The following is a 13,388-nucleotide window of genomic DNA, read 5'->3' as shown; positions in this document are numbered from 1 at the left end:
CAGCTGGGCCGCTGCGCTGGCCCAGCAGAGCGCACCGGCCAACCACCTAAGGCCCCAGCAGCCAAGAAGCAATCGGAAAGTGCACTCTGACCCCTGTTTTCACCTATCCGACATGTACTACGATTTCTTGGCAGGTCGCTTCGACCGTCCGCTTTTTGCAGGCGGACGTTTCTTTTCCAGCTGCGTCTCATCAAAGGGAAGGCTTGCTTGAGTGTTTCCGCCACCCGGCAACTGCCCGTGCTCAAGCAAATGTCGAGCACGATTAGCCAGATTGAGAAATTGCTCTAACACCGATTTTAGCTCATCCTCATGAACTGACCTATTGGGGCGCACTCGCTGCTCAGGCTCTACGGCTTTTGATTCAAGCGCCAGTCGGAACTGGCAAATAGCGCCTGGTACAATCTCAATTGAAAGTGTACGTGTGGCAAGACGTGCCACGTCAGAAAAAACCTGTAAGCCGGTAAACGTCTGTGACAGCCATAAGTACTCTGTCCAACAGATGTCGCAGACAGGTGGCTCATCCCAACGGAGCTTACCCCTGAGTTGCCGTTCGATACCCTTGACCGCTCTCGACCACTGCGCATCCCAACCATGCGCACCAAGCAGCGAGGCCATGAGGCCAAACCAGACAAAAGCTAGAGGAGCGAACACCGGAGACTTACGCAAGAGGAAAGAGTGGCTTGTTCCTCTACCGACAAGAAGCGCCCCCGCAGCGAGGGTTGCGGCTGCCATCTGCCTGCTTGGACCGACGTTCAACTGAATATCGAGTCTTTTAACTAACCGCTGAAAAGCAAGCACTCTCTCCTCAGCGGAATCTCCGAACAACTCTGGGAATTCCTTAAGTTTTGGAACCAGCCGCCCCACATCAATGCCGGTCGCATGACTGGTGGCTACACTTAGCACTAGTTCGGCTACCTCTTGCGGGTCATTCAACTCTCCAGCATCCACGCTTATGAGCGCCCAAATTGAATGCAGGTCTGTACTTACTAAAGGACGCCGCACGAAACGTTTATCCGCTTCTATGCTACGAAGCCGCTCGCTGCAAATTCGGAGTAGTTCAGACCGACCATGCGACATCTCGGCCCGAGCAATAGCTGTGGAAAAGCACGCGGAGGCACGGGACAAGGGCACGGATGAAACATCTGTATCCACCTCCCCTTGAGCAAGAAGCTCCCCAAGAATGAGGCAGGCCCATCTATCCGAACGAGCATCGACATTGATATCGCCCATCCCTTCAACGCACTGCCAATCATCACTTGAAATGACACGGGCAAACTGGCTTAGCGGAAAGGTCTCAGGCGCATAGACCTTCAGCCATGCCAGTGTCTCAGATGCCTCACCATCTCTGAGAACAAACAATGATGGCGGCTGGTAGTCTGGCGGCTGCGTCCCGGTACGCGAATACGCGACAGCCATGCCACTCGCCATGAGCTGATTAGGCGAGGATGAACCGCCACCTCGTCTATTCCCGACCCCAAAGGCAAGAGCTGGCACGTCATCCTTGCTAATGGAGTACCAAATTAAATCTTTCCAATTCATGACGCCCCCTCATGAAAGAGGGCATCAAGGTCCATGTGCACAGGCTCAGCAAATGCAGCCTCCAATACATGGCTGGTCGGTCCCGTTCGATATGCGTTCAATGCTGTTTTAGCCCTGGTCACTGCGGTATATGCGAGCCTGCTTCGGTTGAGCGGAAATTTCTTTAGTTCCTCAGCACCAAAAATATGAACAGATCTGAACTCAGTCCCTTTAGCTGCATGCATTGTCATAATGTGGATGAGCTTGCCACTACCAAAGCTCCCTCCACCAGCGCCGTGCAAACAGACTTTGCCTTCAAACTCTGTCCCGACAAAACGCTCCATCACTTCGGCCGCGCTGTCTTTGCGGCCGCAGAATATGCCAATACTATCACCTTTGAATGCATCTAACTGCACGGAGATGAGATCACACATTTTCTCAAACTGTTCATCTCTGCTAGCACAATCATGCAACTTCGCGGTTGCTATACCGTACGTCTTTGCATTGTAGTTGGCGGTAGCAGATAACGATTCAGCACCGTCGACAGGCGGAAGAATTCTATCTGCGACTTCAGCAATGCGCTGACCGATTCGGTAGTGCCTTTTAAGCGTTATTCTCTGCAAGTCAATTTTATCAGCTATAGACAATCCATCTCTCTTATACAGACCCTGGCGAACATCACCACATACGCAAATTTTATCTGAGAGTTCAAGCAGACACTCGAGCTCGTCAACCGAGAAGTCCTGCGCCTCATCAACGAATATTCCGCTGTAAAGCTTCGTTGCTGGAAGCTTATTTCTAGCAGCACGAACAAGTTCCAATGCGCGCGCCCTCACCTCATCATCAAACTCGTTACCATCAGGCACGAGTGCCTCACCAAGATACTCGCGAATATGTTCATTAGCCCAAGAATGGTAGGTACGAACTTGGTCTCCCGAAATCAACCCCTTACCTTCAACTCCATTCCTCATGAAGTCCGCGAGAGACCTTGTAAACGAAATAATGAGCACATTCTTTTCACCTTGACCAGCTATGAACTGCGCTCGGAGCAGCAGCAAATTTGTTTTCCCTGACCCAGGAGGACCCTCCAGCATCAACCTAGCTGTCGAAGGAGCGAGAATAAAAGCCTTCTGTTCTTCGTCTAGCTCATCCTTCTTCCGCCACCAGCTTGTATCCATTCGCGGTTATCCTAAGTCCGTGTGAATTCGAGTATGCCCATATCGACACCGTTTAATGCACCCTTGTCCGGCGACGCCTCAATTAAGTCAAGTGCTTTTCCCAACACTGAGGCAAGTCTACATGCCACGTCGTATGCCGAAACCTCCTCAGCTTCATTGCTTGTTGCAACGCAGATGATGAAATTTTCAAGTGAATCTATTGGCGCACTACCACCAACACTCAACGCTGCGGATGCCTTGATATCAGCAGATTTCCGTTGAAGCTCCTCATGCCATGAAAAGCACAGAATAACCCGCAACTGAGTATCGAATCCAAGAGCAAATTCAAATATGTACTCGTTTGCCGAGTTAACTGAAGATTGCTTAAGCGTAAATGGAACCTTGTTTGTGCAAACGGCCGTTAGCTCAGTTCGAACCAGTTCGCAAAAGCGTCTTGTGAACTCCGACCGCTCAAAGGCTAATCTGGCATTGTTCGCAACATTGGCATGCAGACCAGCAGCACCCCCGCTCTTAGCTAAGCGGACGCGCAGTGCGGACAGCTGGTCAGTTGATGCCTCTAGGTCAAAATCAGACCAATCCACCAGACTTAGACGTGTACTGATGTCCTTCACAAGGCACCGCGCCGCCAAGGCCTTGTAAGCCGCAAGTCGGGTCGGGTCAACATCAGGGAAGCTTGGTACGCGACTAAGTACAGCCCGGGCAACTAACCAACGATTTCCTAGACTCACTTCTTGATTAAATAGTGGAGCCTTCACAATAAGGTCATGAAGTACCGCACCAACTTGATACAGAGACAACCCTTTCCACAAGGTTGGCGAGGGGGCATCGAGCCGGAACAGGTACTCTGGCGAACTGTATTGAGCCGTAGCTATGAAGGGACGAAGAGCTCCATAGTCAGTGGCGGAGACTGTCTCTTCTTCTTTGGTTATCAGCTCACGAGCGACACCAAGGTCGATTAGCTTTAGGACACTGAAATCTGGAGAAACATGGATATTCTCCGGCTTGATATCGCGATGAACGATATCGAGCCTCTCTAGGTAAATGACAGCCTCTACTAGCTGCTTAATCAAGACGGGAACCGAAGAGTCCGGCACTTGGCTGAGAACCTTCTTGAGCTGCGGCCACTCAATAAATTCCATCTCAACGAAGGCAGTTCCTTCTGCTTCATCGACTTTAAAAATTTGCACCAAGGTTGGGCACGCATGGCCAATCAGCGCACGCTGCAACTCAAGCCGCCTTTTCTCGGCTGCGGCAGCTGGGCCGACCAGAAAGGCAGGGTCATATACCTTGATAGCCCGCAAGCCCTGTGGGCTCTCGACACGGTAGAGCGCGGCGGAGCCGCCAGAATCAACAAACTTCGGCACAGCATAGCCTTCGCGCTCGAGCAGATATCGGCTCAAGCGTTCCTCAATATCGCTCCGTACTTCCGGCGTCATCTCTGGCAAACGGAACCCCTTTCACATGTCGGAATTCAAACTATAACGACCTATCCAGACCTGGCTCGAAAGCAGCGGAATCGTTTCCCCGTCCTGACGCATCCCAGCAAGATGCAACTCGATCGCCTCGCGAATCAAACCTTCCACCTCCGAAGTCATCGCGCCCGTCGCCATACACCCAGGCAAATCCGACACGCACGCGGAGTGGTTGTTGCCTGCTTGCTCGATGACAACGGCGTAGCGCACAGCGATTACTTTTTCAGGCCGGCCTGCTTCAGGAGACTGTGCGAGGTGCCGGGAGTTTCATCATCGCTCGGCTAGCCGACCACTGTCACGCAACCTCGGTAGACAGAACGCGTGAACTGACGGTGGCTGCCGCCTGGCTGACTTGCTGCCAGCGTGCGTCCCTGAGTTGTTGCAGCACGTCGCGGATTTTCGGGGGCATGTCCGCGGTCCTTGCGAATGCGGGCCGGCCAGGGGAAGGGTGCCCTTCCGCTGCGGCCCCCTCTCCCGCGTGGCGAGAGAGGGGCAGAACGTTATTACCTGGCGGGTCGGTTAAACCCCAACCGGATTAGCCTTCTCCGGATCAATCTTGTACTGCTTGATCGCTCGGGCCACATCCTTGCCGGTCATCTTCCCCTCCTTCGCCAACGCCGCGATGGCGGCATGCGCGATGTAGTACCGATCGACCTCGAAGAACCGGCGCAGGTTGGCACGCGTGTCCGAACGACCGAAGCCGTCGGTGCCCAGCACGGTGTAGTGCATCGGCACGAAGGCGCGGATCTGGTCGGCGAAGGCGCGCACGTAGTCCGTGGCGGCGATGGCCGGGCCCTGGCGGCCTTCCAGCAGCTGGGTGACGAACGGCTTGCGCTGTTCGCCTTCCGGGTGCAGGCGGTTCCAGCGCTCGGCGTCGAAGCCGTCGCGGCGCAGTTCGTTGAAGCTGGGGCAGGACCAGATGTCGGCGGTGACGCCGAAGTCCTTGTCCAGCAGCTCGGCGGCGGCGATGGCTTCGCGCAGGATGGTGCCCGAGCCCAGCAGCTGCACGCGCAGTTCGCCCTTCTTGGGCTTGCCAGCGTCCTTGAGCAGGTACATGCCCTTGATGATGCCGTCTTCCGCGCCCGCCGGCATTTCCGGGTGGGCATAGTTCTCGTTCATCAGGGTGATGTAGTAGTACTCGTCCACCTGCTCCTGCATCATCCGCTGGATGCCGTACTGCATCACCACGGTGACTTCGTAGCCGAAGGTGGGGTCGTAGCTGCGCACGTTGGGGATGGAGCCGGCGATGACCTGGCTGAAGCCGTCTTCGTGCTGCAGGCCTTCACCGTTGAGGGTGGTGCGGCCGGCGGTGCCGCCGAGCAGGAAGCCGCGGGTGCGCATGTCCGCCGCCTGCCAGGCGATGTCGCCCACGCGCTGGAAGCCGAACATGGAGTAGTAGATGTAGAACGGCAGCATCGGCACGTTGCTGACCGAGTAGCTGGTGCCGGCGGCCATCCACGAGGAGATCGCGCCCGGCTCGCTGATGCCCTGCTGCAGCACCTGGCCGGACTGGTCCTCGCGGTAGAACATCAGCTGGTCGGCGTCCACCGGCTTGTACTTCTGGCCGAACGGGGCGTAGATGCCGATCTGCCGGAACATGCCTTCCATGCCGAAGGTGCGCGCTTCGTCGGCCACGATCGGCACGATGCGCGGGCCCAGTTCCTTGTCGCGCAGGGCGATGTTGAGGCTCTGCACGAAGGCCATGGTGGTGGAGTAGGTGCGCTCGCCGCTGTCCTTGAGCAGGCGCTCGAACTTGTCCAGGCCCGGGGCCGGGATGGACAGATCGGCCTTGCGGCGGCGCTGCGGCAGGTAGCCGCCCATCGCGGCGCGACGCTCCTGCAGGTACTGCACTTCCGGCGAGTCCGGGCCGGGGTGGTAGAACGGCACCTGCTCGGCGTCGGCCAGCTGCTTGTCGCTGAGCGGGATGTTGAAGCGGTCGCGGAACGCGCGCACGGCGTCGTCGTCCAGCTTCTTGGTCTGGTGGGTGGGGTTCAGCGCCTCGCCGGCCGAGCCCATGCCGTAGCCCTTGACGGTCTTGGCCAGGATCACGGTGGGCATGCCCTTGGTGTTCACCGCCTGGTGGTAGGCGGCGTAAACCTTGTGCGGATCGTGGCCGCCGCGGTTCAGGCGCCAGATGTCGTCGTCGGACAGGCCGGCGACCATGGCCGCGGTCTCCGGGTACTTGCCGAAGAAGTTGGCGCGGGTATAGGCGCCGCCGAAGGCCTTGCAGTTCTGGTACTCGCCGTCGACGGTTTCCATCATCAGCTTCTTGAGGACGCCGTTGGTGTCCTTGGCCAGCAGGGCGTCCCAGTAGCCGCCCCACAGCAGCTTGATGACGTTCCAGCCGCCGCCGCGGAACACGCCTTCCAGCTCCTGGATGATCTTGCCGTTGCCGCGCACCGGGCCGTCCAGGCGCTGCAGGTTGCAGTTGACCACGAAGATCAGGTTGTCCAGGCCTTCGCGGCCGGCCAGGGCGATGGCGCCCAGGGTCTCGGGCTCGTCGCTCTCGCCGTCGCCGATGAAGCACCACACCTTGCGGTCGGACTTCTCGATCAGGCCGCGGTGCTCCAGGTACTTCATGAACTGCGCCTGGTAGATGGCGCTGAGCGGGCCCAGGCCCATCGACACGGTGGGGGTCTGCCAGAAGTCCGGCATCAGCCACGGGTGCGGATAGGAGGAGATGCCCTGCCCGTCCACTTCCATGCGGAAGTTGTTGAGTTGGTCTTCGCTGATGCGGCCTTCCAGGAAGGCGCGGGCGTAGATGCCGGGGGAACTGTGGCCCTGGATATACAGCAGGTCGCCGGGGTGCTTGTCCGAGGGCGCGCGCCAGAAGTGGTTGAAGCCCACGTCGTACAGGGTGGCGCTGGAGGCGAAGGAGGCGATGTGGCCGCCCAGGTCGCCCGGCTTGCGGTTGGCGCGGACCACGGTGGCCATGGCGTTCCAGCGGATGATCGAGCGGATCTTCCACTCGATGGCCGCGTCGCCCGGGCTCTTGGCCTCGTTGGCGGGGGCGATGGTGTTGACGTACTCGGTGGTCGGCGAGAACGGCAGGTAGGCGCCGGAACGACGGGTCAGCTCGACCATGTCCTCCAGCAGCTGATGCGCGCGCTCGGGGCCTGCGACATCGATGACGGCCTTGAGCGATTCGATCCACTCCTGGGTTTCAGTGGGGTTCGGATCGTTCTGCAGCACCTCGTTCAACCAGTTCATAACGCTCCCGTAGGTCGCACGCACGCGCGCGATGGCATGTGTTTTCTCGAAGCCTGCAAGTGTAGCGCAACCGCCTCGCAGGACCTCGTACGCCAGCGTATGGAACGGACTGTCACATTGGCCCGGGACACGCGGCGGGACAGTGCGGGCAGCCGCTGTGCCGGGCGGCCGCGGCTGCGCTTATGATCGGGCTCCAGGCCCCCGTGGAGCGCCGCCATCGCCGTCGCCTCGTCAGCGCAGGAGCCTTCCGCGGTCGCCTGGCGGCACAGCCTGCGCACGCGCCTGCTGCTGTGGGGAAGTCTGCTGCAGGTGGCGCTGCTGCTGGGCCTGGCCCTGCTGTTCTACCTGGGCGCGCGCGAGGTGATGGTGCGCAACGCCCGCGAGGAGGTGGCCGGGCTGACCCAGCAGACCGCGCGCAGCCTGGACGCCACGCTGGGCTCGGTGCAGGTGAGCGGGCGCACCCTGGCCGCCGCCGCGAGCGGGCTGGGCCGGCAACCGTTCAACCTGCGCAACCTGCTGCAGGCCACGCTGCAGGGCGACCCGGACATCGCTGGCGCCTTGCTGGTGATCGAGCCCGGCGCACTGAAGGACGACGGCCGCGGTTTCGCCTGGCACCTGCGGCGCACCGCTACCGGGGTGCTGGAACAACCGGTGGAGGCGCTGGGCTTCTACGCGCTCAGCATGCCCTGGTACCGGCGCACGCTGGCCGCGCCGGCGCCGTGGTGGTCCGAGCCGTACAGCGACGCCAGCACCGGCGGCGCCTACCTGACCACCTACAACCTGCCGCTGCGCCTGCCCGGCGATGGGCCGCAGGCGCCGGCGATCGGCATGGTGAGCGTGGACGTGCCGCTGCAGCGGCTGCAGGCCATCGTCGCCGAACTGCCAGCCAACAGCGGGCTGCAGCCGATGCTGCTGTCGCCGGACGGGCTGTTCGTGCTGCATCCGGACCCGGCGCTGCGCTTCCGCCGCACCCTGGAGGCGCACGTGGCGCGGGCGCGGCCGGACCTGTCGCCGCTGGCGCAGGCGGCCGACACCCACAGGCCGGTGCGCTTCGAGCACACCGCGCCGGACGGCACCCGCTACCTCACCCAGAGCGCGGCGGTGGGCGACACCGGCTGGACCTTCGCGCTGAGCGTGTCGGAGGACTACATCCTGGCCGGGCTGGACCGCATCGTGCTGTGGGGCGCGCTGGCCGGTGCCGCCGCGCTGGCGCTGTGGCTGTGGCTGCTGCACCGCTACACGGTGCGGCTGGTGCGGCCGATCGAGGACCTGACCGACTCGGCCCTGCACTTCAGCCAGGGCGCGTTCGACTACCCGCTGCGGCATGTGCAGCGCGCGGACGAAGTGGGGGTGATGGCGCGCGCCTTCGACAGCGCGCGCGGCTCGATCAAGCGCCAATTGGACGAGATCGCCACGTTGGCGCAGGCGCGGCAGCGCATGCAGAGCGAGCTGTCGATCGCGCGCGACATCCAGCAGGCGATGCTGCCGGGTGGGCGCACCTTCGACAGCGCCCACAAGCACCTGGAGACCTATGCGCTGCTGGAACCGGCGGAGATGGTCGGCGGCGATTTCTACCAGTTCTTCGAGACCGAGCCGGGGCTGCTGTGGTTCGTGGTCGGCGACGTGTCGGACAAGGGCGTGCCGGCGGCGCTGTTCATGGCGCGGGCGATGACCGTGCTGGAGATCGCCGCGCGCCGGCACACGCGCCCGGACGCGATCCTGATCGCCGCCTCGCAGCGGCTGGTGGAGGGCAACGAGCCGTGCATGTTCGCCACCGTGCTGTGCGGGCTGATCGACGTGCACAGCGGCGACTACTGGCTGTCCAGCGCCGGCCACGAGCCGCCGCTGCTGCTCGACGCCGACGGCAGTGCGCACCTGCTGCCGCTGGAATCGGGCCCGCCGCTGGGGCTGGAGCCGCAATCGCGCTATCCGGTGGTGCATGGGCGCCTGGCCGCCGGCGCCACCCTGCTCAGCTACACCGACGGCATCACCGAGGCGATGGACGCGCAGGAGCGGCCCTACGGCGAGGCGCGGCTGCTGGCGGCGCTGCAGCCGGGCGCCGACGCGCAGGCGCAGTGCGCCGCGGTGCTGGCCGACGTGCAGGCGTTCACCGCACCGGCACCGCAGTCCGACGACATTACGCTCCTGGCGATCCGGCTGCGCCAGGATCCGGCACGGGAGGCGACGCGATGATGCTGCGATGGCAGATGGAACCGGCAATCGACGCACTGGCGCAGTTGAGCGACAGCGTGGAGGCGGCGCTGCGGCGCCACGGCGTAAGCGGCGAGCAGGTGAGCCGCACCCGGCTGATCGTCGAGGAGTTGGCGTGCAACACCCTCGAACACGGCCACCTGCGCCGTGCCCCGCTGCCGGTGGACGTGATCCTGCATCTGCTGCACGACGCGCTGGTGCTGGAGTTCCACGACAGCGGCCCGGCTTTCGATCCGCGCAGCGCGCCGGTGCCGGACCTGGACGCGGACATCGCCGAACGCCCGATCGGCGGCCTCGGCCTGCACCTGGTGCAGCAACTGGCCGATCGCCTGGACTACCGCCACGACGCCGGCCGTAATGTCGTGCGCATCGTGTTGCTGCAACCTGCCGATCCCCCTCTTCAGGAGTCGCCCGCATGACCACGTTGAGCCTGCAGATCGACCCGGCGCAGGACAAGCGCCAACGCCTCACCCTGAGCGGGCGCCTGGACACGCATACCTACCAGGCCCTGGACGAGGCGCTGGCGCCGCTGCTGGCCACGCCGATCACCACCCTGGTGCTGGACCTGTCGCATCTGGACTACATCAGCAGCGCGGGCATCCGCTCGATCTTCAAGGCGCGCAAGGTGCTGGCCGCGCGCGACGGCCGGGTGCTGGTGGTGAACCCGCAACCGCAGATCCGCAAGGTGTTCGACGTGGTCAAGGCGGTGCCGTTGAACGAGATCTTTACCTCGGTGCAGGAACTGGACGAGTACCTGGACGAGATGCAGCGGCGGGTGCTTGCCGATGGCGCAACGCGTCGGGACTGAAGTCCCTCCCACAGTGCGCCCGGCAAGCGCGCTGCAAGACCCTCTTTCGACACAAGTCGGCTGTCATGTAACTGCGACGTGCGCGAAGCGGCGCGCGTTCCGATGGCGCAATGCGTCGGGACTGAAGTCCCTCCCACAGTGCACCCGGCGAGCGCGCCGCAAGACCCTCTGTCGACACAAGCGGCCCAGGCCGCGACCGGAGTTGCCGTACAGCGCGTCATGGCTAAGCCACTTCCACAGGGATGGGCTGGGCATCTCTTGTGGGAGGGACTTCAGTCCCGACGAGGGAGGGTGTCAGTCGGCTTCCGGCTTCCCTTTTCGCGACTGCATGACCAGCTGACTCTCACAAGGGCCACCGCTGGCCGATGCAACTTGGACAGCGCATCCCCGCAGAACTCCCAAGCACACCGAATGCACGCGCAGGACGCAAACGCGCGCTGCCGTCCTGACTGAACCAATCCCACCGCGCTCCAGCGCCCGCTCTGCCAGGCGCTTGCCGACCACACTACTTCGATATATCGTTTCCGCACCAGATTCGACATATCGAAATGCCACGACCCCATGTCCCCGGCCCGCACCCCGCGCACCGCCTGTTCGACGAGGACCGGGCCGGCCGCGGCCGTGGCGCGCGCGGCCCCCGTCCGTTGGGCCACGGCGACCTGCGGCTGTTGCTGCTGGCGATGATCGAGACCCAGCCGCGCCACGGCTACGAGTTGATCCGCGCGGTCGCCGAGCTGTTCCATGGCCTGTACACGCCCAGCGCCGGCACGGTCTACCCCACCCTGGCGCAGTTGGAAGCGCAGGGCCTGGTGCAGGCCGATGCCGACGCCACCCGCAAGCGCTATGCGATCACCGCGGCCGGCCAGGCCTTCGTGCGCACCGAGCGCGCGCAGGTGGACGCGGCGCTGCAGCGCACCCAGCACAGCGCGCGTGCGCTGGTGCGCGCCAACGTGCCGGCGCCGGTGCGCGAGGCGATGCGCCGCATCAAGCACGGCCTGCTGGCGCGGCACGGGCGCTGGGACCCGGACGAGATCGAACGCGTCGCCGCGCTGTTGCATGCCGCCGCCGACGGCATGGATGGCGGCACCCCCTGACTTCCCTTTCCAGCCAGCACACGGGGCTTTTGTCGTGCCGCCCGCGTCGCCCGCCAATCCCCTCCCCCACTTTTCGAGGATTCCCATGGCGACCCACGAACACCGCCTGCTGCGCCACCCGCTGCGCCTGCGTCATCTGCAGGTGCTGCGCACGCAACCACTGACCCCGCACATGCGCCGCATCGTCGTCGGCGGCCCCGAGCTGGACGGCTTCGTCAGCGCCGGGCCGGACGACCACGTCAAGCTGTTCTTCCCCAATCCCGAAGGCGCGTTCGTGCTGCCGACGATGACCGAGCACGGCCCGGTGTATCCGGCCGACGCACTGCCCTCGCCCGCCCGCGACTACACCCCGCGCCACTACGACGCCGACGCGCAGGAACTGACCCTGGACTTCGTGCTGCACGGCGATGGCCCGGCCTGCCGCTGGGCGGCGCAGGCCGACCCGGGCGATGCGCTGGTCGTCGGCGGGCCGCGCGGCTCGTTCGTGGCCGCCGACGACTTCGACGCTTATGTGCTGATCGGCGACGAGACCGCGCTGCCGGCGATCGGCCGCTGGCTGGAAACCCTGCCGGCCGACGCGGAGGTGGACGCGCTGATCGAGATTCCCGGCTACGCCGACCGGCAGGCGCTGGACTGCGACGCCGAGCTGCGCATCACCTGGCTGGAGCGCAACGGCGTGGACGCACGCAGCAGCCAGTTGCTGGAAGGCGCGCTGCGCGACTTCGATCCGCCCGACGGCGATGCGTTCTACTGGATCGCCTGCGAGTCGGCGCGTGCGCGGATGATGCGCAAGTTCGTCGAAGGCCACCTCGGCGTGCCCAAGGAGTGGATTCGTGCGACGGGGTATTGGAAGGCGGGTGGGGACGCGGCGGAAGACTGAAAGCCGCGTCGAAGAAAGCAAAAAAGCACGCGCAATATGGCCGGCACGGAATACACGACAATCCGGCGCAACAGCCCCTCTCCCGCCGGGAGAGGGGTTGGGGTGAGGGTAAGGACGCGCCTGGCGCTTCAGGCGCATGCGGGGCTTCGCCAAGAACCATCGCGGTAAGGCCATCGCGGCTGAAGCCGCCCCTACGGTGCGTCTTTCGCGCGCAGTTTCATTGCACTGCACACAGCAAGATCCCGAAAACACAAACGCCCGCCGAATGGCGGGCGTTTGCGTTACGGCAGGCGGCAGCGCGAGAAGCGCCGCCGCGACCACAGGCGGCCTTACTTGGCCGCTGCCTGCAGCGCTTCGGTGGTGATGCGGATCTTCACCTCGTCGCTGACGTTCGGCACGTAGGCGCCCAGGCCGAAATCGCTGCGCTTGACCGTGGTGGTGGCGTCGAAGCCCAGCGCCGGCACCTTCTTCATCGGGTGCGGACCGGCACCGTTGAGGGTCACCGCCAGCACCACCGGCTTGGTCGTGCCCTTGATGGTCAGGTCGCCGGCGACGGTCAGCTTGTTGCCGCCGGCCGAGGTCACCTTGGTGCTCTTGAAGGTGGCGGTGGGGAACTTGGCGGCGTCGAAGAAGTCGGCGCTCTTCAGGTGCTCGTCGAACTTGGCGGTGAAGCTGTTGAGGCCGGACAGCGGCAGGGTCACGTTGACGCTGGACTTGCTCACGTCCTGGGCGTTGTAGACCAGGGTGCCGTCGACGTCGCCGAAGTGCGCGGACGGGTTGGAGAAGCCGAAGTGGCTCCACTGCACCAGCACGTCGGTGTGGGCCGGGTCGAGCGTGTAGGTGCCGGAGACGCCCTTGGCGGCGGCAGCGGCGGCGGCCGGCGCGGCGAAGGCGCTGGTGGCCGGCTGGGCGACGACGACGGCCAGGGCCATGGCGAGCGGGAGCAGCAGTTTGCGGGTCTTGGTCATGGTGGAACTCCTTGGAGGGGTGATGGGACGAAACTGCGGCAGGCGCGGG

11 protein-coding genes are annotated in these 13,388 nt (G+C 63.3%); 5 read left to right on the top strand and 6 right to left on the bottom strand.

The genetic code is table 11. From position 1 onward, the window contains the following. Positions 1-117 precede the first annotated feature (117 nt). From ACHWVH_RS02995 to aceE, 5 genes are all read right to left on the bottom strand, one after another. Positions 118-1,539, bottom strand: coding sequence for a hypothetical protein (locus tag ACHWVH_RS02995; RefSeq protein WP_394686648.1), 1,422 nt, complete (start codon positions 1,537-1,539; stop codon positions 118-120). After that, positions 1,536-2,696 (bottom strand): UvrD-helicase domain-containing protein, encoded by a 1,161-nt coding sequence (locus ACHWVH_RS02990; RefSeq protein WP_394686647.1) that lies wholly within the window; start codon positions 2,694-2,696, stop codon positions 1,536-1,538. Before ACHWVH_RS02990 ends, ACHWVH_RS02995 begins: the two co-directional genes overlap by 4 nt. A gap of 11 nt (positions 2,697-2,707) precedes the next feature. After that, the gene (locus ACHWVH_RS02985) at positions 2,708-4,096 is read right to left on the bottom strand and encodes a protein kinase (protein WP_394686646.1); all 1,389 of its coding nucleotides are present in this window, start codon (positions 4,094-4,096) and stop codon (positions 2,708-2,710) included. Positions 4,097-4,153: 57 nt separating this feature from the next. Next, positions 4,154-4,378: a type II toxin-antitoxin system HicB family antitoxin gene (locus ACHWVH_RS02980; protein ID WP_394686645.1), complete on the bottom strand. Its 225-nt coding sequence runs from the start codon at positions 4,376-4,378 to the stop codon at positions 4,154-4,156. Positions 4,379-4,687: 309 nt separating this feature from the next. Next, positions 4,688-7,378, bottom strand: coding sequence for a pyruvate dehydrogenase (acetyl-transferring), homodimeric type (gene aceE, locus ACHWVH_RS02975; protein ID WP_048490558.1), 2,691 nt, complete (start codon positions 7,376-7,378; stop codon positions 4,688-4,690). A 216-nt stretch (positions 7,379-7,594) separates the two neighbouring features. Here aceE and ACHWVH_RS02970 point away from each other — a divergent pair, with 216 nt between their 5' ends. The 5 genes from ACHWVH_RS02970 (at position 7,595) to ACHWVH_RS02950 (ending at position 12,371) form a co-directional block, all read left to right on the top strand. Further along, positions 7,595-9,571 (top strand): SpoIIE family protein phosphatase, encoded by a 1,977-nt coding sequence (locus ACHWVH_RS02970; protein WP_394686809.1) that lies wholly within the window; start codon positions 7,595-7,597, stop codon positions 9,569-9,571. Continuing rightward, positions 9,568-10,008 carry an ATP-binding protein gene (locus ACHWVH_RS02965; protein ID WP_394686644.1) on the top strand — a complete coding sequence of 147 codons (441 nt, stop codon included), beginning with the start codon at positions 9,568-9,570 and terminating at the stop codon, positions 10,006-10,008. Before ACHWVH_RS02970 ends, ACHWVH_RS02965 begins: the two co-directional genes overlap by 4 nt. Continuing rightward, positions 10,005-10,397: an STAS domain-containing protein gene (locus tag ACHWVH_RS02960; protein ID WP_267098737.1), complete on the top strand. Its 393-nt coding sequence runs from the start codon at positions 10,005-10,007 to the stop codon at positions 10,395-10,397. The genes ACHWVH_RS02965 and ACHWVH_RS02960 overlap by 4 nt, the downstream gene beginning before the upstream one ends. A 548-nt stretch (positions 10,398-10,945) precedes the next feature. After that, positions 10,946-11,491 (top strand): PadR family transcriptional regulator, encoded by a 546-nt coding sequence (locus ACHWVH_RS02955; protein WP_394686643.1) that lies wholly within the window; start codon positions 10,946-10,948, stop codon positions 11,489-11,491. 85 nt (positions 11,492-11,576) lie between these two features. Beyond that, positions 11,577-12,371, top strand: a complete 795-nt coding sequence (locus ACHWVH_RS02950) for a siderophore-interacting protein (RefSeq protein ID WP_394686642.1) — start codon at positions 11,577-11,579, stop codon at positions 12,369-12,371. A 329-nt stretch (positions 12,372-12,700) separates the two neighbouring features. Here ACHWVH_RS02950 and ACHWVH_RS02945 read toward each other — a convergent pair whose 3' ends face one another. Beyond that, positions 12,701-13,339, bottom strand: coding sequence for a YceI family protein (locus tag ACHWVH_RS02945; protein ID WP_017910034.1), 639 nt, complete (start codon positions 13,337-13,339; stop codon positions 12,701-12,703). Positions 13,340-13,388: the final 49 nt, after the last annotated feature.

Source organism: uncultured Xanthomonas sp., from assembly GCF_964278005.1.
Classification (GTDB): Bacteria; Pseudomonadota; Gammaproteobacteria; order Xanthomonadales; family Xanthomonadaceae; genus Xanthomonas_A; species Xanthomonas_A sontii.
Note: the sequence above shows the minus strand (reverse complement) of the source record. Positions and strands in the feature narration are given on the sequence as shown.

Bases quoted from the DNA above. Each gene is read 5' to 3' on its own strand.
- ACHWVH_RS02995 (WP_394686648.1), bottom strand. From the start codon at position 1,539: ATGAATTGGAAAGATTTAATTTGGTACTCCATTAGCAAGGATGACGTG.
- ACHWVH_RS02990 (WP_394686647.1), bottom strand. From the start codon at position 2,696: ATGGATACAAGCTGGTGGCGGAAGAAGGATGAGCTAGACGAAGAACAG.
- aceE (WP_048490558.1), bottom strand. From the start codon at position 7,378: ATGAACTGGTTGAACGAGGTGCTGCAGAACGATCCGAACCCCACTGAA.
- ACHWVH_RS02965 (WP_394686644.1), top strand. From the start codon at position 9,568: ATGATGCTGCGATGGCAGATGGAACCGGCAATCGACGCACTGGCGCAG.
- ACHWVH_RS02960 (WP_267098737.1), top strand. From the start codon at position 10,005: ATGACCACGTTGAGCCTGCAGATCGACCCGGCGCAGGACAAGCGCCAA.
- ACHWVH_RS02955 (WP_394686643.1), top strand. From the start codon at position 10,946: ATGCCACGACCCCATGTCCCCGGCCCGCACCCCGCGCACCGCCTGTTC.
- ACHWVH_RS02950 (WP_394686642.1), top strand. From the start codon at position 11,577: ATGGCGACCCACGAACACCGCCTGCTGCGCCACCCGCTGCGCCTGCGT.
- ACHWVH_RS02945 (WP_017910034.1), bottom strand. From the start codon at position 13,339: ATGACCAAGACCCGCAAACTGCTGCTCCCGCTCGCCATGGCCCTGGCC.